Consider the following 4,455-nt stretch of genomic DNA (forward strand, 5'->3'; position numbering starts at 1 on the left):
TCCGCGGCTGTGCAGCGGATCCCCGCGATCCGCTCTGCGCTCGCAGGGATCGCCGCGGAGAGCGACGGCGAGCCGGAATCGGTCTCGGAGGATTTGGCCGTCCGGGGGGTCGCGGAGGCTGGGCCGGGCCTCGAGATCGAGGGGCTCGCGGCCGGTTGGCCGGCGCAGGCGGACGTCTTCTCGGGGATCACCGCACGGGTCGCCCCAGGGGAGTGGCTCGTGGTTGCGGGGCCGTCCGGGAGTGGGAAGACGACGATCCTCGCCGTCCTGCTGGGCTTCCTTGCCCCGCGCGAGGGCCTCGTGCGCACGGGCGGGCGTGTCGCGTGGTGCCCTCAGGAGTCCCATCTGTTCGACTCGACCGTACGTGGGAATCTCGCAGTGGCCCGCGCACGCGACGAAGCGCCGGACGACGCCGAGCTGTGGGCCGCGCTCGACCGGGTGGGGCTCGGTGCCCACGTTCGCTCGCTCCCCGGTGGGCTCGACGCCCGCATCGGCAGCCGGGGCTCAGAGCTCTCCGGCGGCCAGCGTCAGCGGCTCGCGGTCGCCCGGACGCTCGTGGCGGACGCCGCCGTCGTGCTCCTCGACGAGCCCACGGCACATCTCGACCCGGAGGCGGCCGGCGAGCTCGTCTCCGAGCTCCATGAGGCCCTCGCGGACCGGACGGTCGTCATGGTGACGCATCACGCGTCGGAGCTGCGGGACGGCGATCTGCTGCTCCGTCTCGACGCGGCGGATGACGGCGTGCGGAGGCTTGCGCTGCTGTGAGCTGGCGCTCGACGAAGCGCCGCTCCGGGCCGTCGTCGGTTTGAAGAATTTCGGGGACTCAGCCGCGCACGTCGTGGAGGTGGTGTTCGACGTCATGGAGGAAGTACTGCGCGAGGGTCACGACCGTGAACTCTGAACCGTTGCTCCGCAGTCCACGCCGGCCGTAGGCGTCCTCAGGGACCGCGTCGAACGCGTCCCGGGTCGCGGTGCCCTGTTCGGCGAGCTCCACCCGCACGACCGCCGGATCCGCGTCGGCGTACGACTTCTCGACCGCGGTCGCGTCCTGGTCCCAGTTCTCGAACTGTGCCCCATCTTCAGCGAGCATGAGGCCGAGCCGCTTCCGGAAGAGCTCGAAGACGTCCCGCACGTGGAAGCCGTACTCGAGCGGCGACCACGTCGAGGGGTCTGGGCGCTCGAGGACGTCGTCCCGCCTCAGCGCCGCGTCCCAGCGCGGCAGGGTCGCGGTGACGCGCTCGGCAACGTCGTGCGGCGTGAGGCCTCTCGCGTCGAAGCCGCATTCGGGGCACTTGCGCTCGAGGACCCAGGTCCAGTCCTTCGAGTCAGGGGTGATCGCCATGGGCGCAGTCTATCCGTCGGGGAGGACGGCGATCACGGCCAGATCCGCCGATCCCCGTTGGCCGATCTTGGTCCCCGCCCCGCCGGTTGCGTTACGAAACCATAACGCTTCGAACGCCTCTTCGGTTACCGATCCGTAGGAGTGCGGGCGCGTGGTGTGCTTCCCGGCCTTTGCTCTGTGTTTACTGGGATGCGCGGGCCCCGCGAGGCGGCGATTGGGCCGCCGAGTGCGGGTGGCTGCCTCGCCCCGAATGTGACACGCGTCATCTCGCGAGGCAGTATCTGAGATGCAACTCTCAAATATGGCGACTAAAGTGGGGTGCTGCCCGACAGCGGGGCAACTGACAGTCACAGCAATCGACTCCGCGAGAGAAGCGAGAATGCCGAGAGACCTAAGCCAGACCGCACACGAGTCCGCCGCGGACGTGGCGCCCACGGGGCGCCGCCGGATCACCTTCCGCAAGCGGCGCCTCAGGGTCGACGACGTTCACGTCGTGGACCGTTCCATGCTTCGCCGAGCCATCGGCGGGACGATCGTGGGAAACACGATGGAATGGTTCGACGTCGGCGTCTTCGGCTACCTCATTACAACGATGGGCCCCGTGTTCCTGCCCAAGGCTGACGCCTCGGTGCAGACGCTGTTCCTCCTCGGGACCTTCGCCGCGACGTTCGTGGCCCGCCCAGCCGGCGGTGTCTTCTTCGGATGGCTCGGCGACAAGATTGGCCGCCAGCGCGTCCTCGCGGCGACCCTCATCATGATGGCCGCGTCGACGTTCGCGCTCGGCCTCCTGCCCGGCTACAACCAGATCGGGCTGTGGGCGGCCGTGCTGCTCGTGCTCGTGAAGCTTGTCCAGGGCTTCTCGACGGGCGGCGAGTATGCGGGCGCCACGACGTTCGTGAGCGAGTATGCGGCCGACCGCCGCCGTGGCTTCTTCGCGAGCTTCCTCGATATGGGCAGCTACCTCGGCTTCGCGTTCGGCGCGGCACTCGTGTCCGTGCTGCAGCTGACGCTGGGTTCCCACGCGATGGGCGACTTCGGCTGGCGCATCCCGTTCCTCGCGGCAGGCCCGCTCGGCGCGATCGCGATCTACTTCCGTCTGAAGATCGAGGAGAGCCCGACGTTCCAGGCGGCGCTCGACATGCAGGAGCACGCGGTTCACGAGCTCGCGGCGAACGACGAGGGCGCCCAGAAGGGCCCGCTCCAGCTTGTGCGCCAGTACTGGCGAGAGATCGTCGTCTCGATGGTCCTCGTCGCGGCCGCCAACACGGTGGGCTACGCGCTGACCTCGTACATGCCGACCTACCTCACGGAATCCAAGGGCTACGACGAGCTGCACGGTACCCTGCTCACGATCCCCGTGCTCGTGATCATGAGCCTGTGCATCCCGCTCACGGGCCGCCTCTCCGACCGTATCGGCCGCCGCCCAGTCCTGTGGACGGGCGCCATCAGCACGATTGTGCTGGCGATCCCGGCGTTCCTGCTGATCGGCATAGGAAGTGTGTGGGCGACGCTCGGTGGGCTCGCACTCATCGCGTTCCCCGTGACGTTCTACGTCGCCAACCTTGCGTCCGCGCTGCCCGCGCAGTTCCCGACGGCGAGCCGCTACGGCGGCATGGGCATTGCGTACAACTTCGCTGTGGCCATCTTCGGCGGCACGACGCCGTTCATCGTCGACGCGCTCATCCAGGCGACGGGCGACGACATGATGCCCGCGTACTACCTCATGGGCACGTCGGTTGTCGGCGCTGTCGCGATCTTCTTCCTGCACGAGTCTGCGGGCCGTCCGCTGCCCGGTTCGATGCCGAGCGTCGAGTCGCCTGCTGAGGCGCGCGACGTCGTTGCCCAGCAGGACCACGACCCGCTCATCGACCTCGAGCACATGCCCCTCTCCGAGGTGCCAGTCGCGGTCGCGGAGAACGGCGACGCGATCCAGCTCCCGCTCGATCACCCCGCGGCCGTTGCGGCCGCCCAGCGCGAGGGCGTGGATCTCGAGGCAACGGCCCTCGAGGCCCAGGTCTCGGGCGAGGCTCCGGTCGCTTCGGGTCCGATCTCGGGACCTATCCCGGCGATCTGATTCCGAGGTAGAGCCTTGGCAGGAAGGCCCGGCCCCTTGAGGGGCCGGGCCTTCCGCATGGGCGGGCGGGTGGTGATGACTCAGAGGGGAGGGGATGCCTCGGAGGAGACAGCAGGCTCAGCCGAAGCTCGGCCCGATCTCCTCGACGGCCTGCGAGAGCGGCACGCCCGAGCCGTCGCGGCGCCCGTGCTCCGTGGGCAGCGAGCGCGCCACTCCAGCGCTCGAGGACGCCTTGGCGGGGCCGTGGCCGGCCCAGGCAGCGAGAAGCACGTCCTCGCCCTTGAGGTAGCGGTGTGAGCGAACGCCGCCCGTGGCCCGCCCCTTCGCCGGGTACTCGGCGAACGGCGTGACCTTGGCCGTGCCGGGCGCGGTGCCGGGCAGCGCGTCGCGGCTTCCAGCGATCGTCACGACGACGGCGGCCCCGTCGCCAGCCGGGACAACCCCGAAGGAGAGCGCTTTGTCTCCCTCAGCGAGGCGGATCCCGGCCATGCCGCCCGCCGTGCGGCCCTGCGGCCGCACCGACGAAGCGGGGTAGTGCAGCAGCTGGGATTGCTCGGAGATGAAAACGAGCGCGTCGTCGTCTGCCGCCGGCGCGGCCCCGATCACGCGGTCGCCCGGCTTGAGCGCGATCGCCTCCCAGTCCTCACGGTTGAGCGGGTAGTCCGGCGTGATTCGCTTGACGATGCCCTGAGCCGTTCCGAACGCGACGATCGCGTCGAGCGGCACGAGGGCCACGAGCGATTCGCCCTTTTCGAGCGTGATGAAGTCCTTCGCAGCGACGCCGCCCGTGAGGTTCGGGAGCCCGGTCGAGGGAGCGAGCGCGGGGAGGTCGACGGCCTGGAGCCGCATCATCCGCCCCGCCGAGGTCACGGCACCCAACTCTCCGCGCGCCGTCGTCCGCACCACGGAGCGGAAGACGTCGTGGCGCGCTCGCGGACCGCTCTCGACGAGCGGCTCGGCGCCCGTGGTTCGTGCGATGTTCCCGGACGCCGAGAGGATGGCCCAACAGGGATCGTCCGCGATCTCGAGCGCGAGGGCG

General features: G+C 69.9%; 4 protein-coding genes. 2 read left to right on the forward strand and 2 right to left on the reverse strand.

What is annotated here, in order from left to right:
- Positions 1-765, forward strand: a 765-nt coding sequence (locus tag ACLN58_RS18410; RefSeq protein WP_415856694.1) for an ATP-binding cassette domain-containing protein, incomplete at its 5' end; no start/stop codon positions are given.
- A 58-nt stretch (positions 766-823) separates the two neighbouring features.
- On the opposite strand, the gene ACLN58_RS18415 is transcribed toward ACLN58_RS18410, so the two are convergent.
- Positions 824-1,342: a DinB family protein gene (locus ACLN58_RS18415; protein WP_415856695.1), complete on the reverse strand. Its 519-nt coding sequence runs from the start codon at positions 1,340-1,342 to the stop codon at positions 824-826.
- Positions 1,343-1,721: 379 nt separating this feature from the next.
- Between ACLN58_RS18415 and ACLN58_RS18420 the strand changes: the two genes are divergently transcribed.
- Positions 1,722-3,416: an MFS transporter gene (locus tag ACLN58_RS18420; RefSeq protein WP_415856696.1), complete on the forward strand. Its 1,695-nt coding sequence runs from the start codon at positions 1,722-1,724 to the stop codon at positions 3,414-3,416.
- A gap of 117 nt (positions 3,417-3,533) precedes the next feature.
- On the opposite strand, the gene ACLN58_RS18425 is transcribed toward ACLN58_RS18420, so the two are convergent.
- On the reverse strand, positions 3,534-4,455 hold a 922-nt coding region (locus ACLN58_RS18425; protein ID WP_415856697.1), incomplete at its 5' end, for a DNA gyrase C-terminal beta-propeller domain-containing protein.

Source organism: Sinomonas sp. G460-2, assembly GCF_047759905.1.
GTDB lineage: Bacteria > Actinomycetota > Actinomycetes > Actinomycetales > Micrococcaceae > Sinomonas.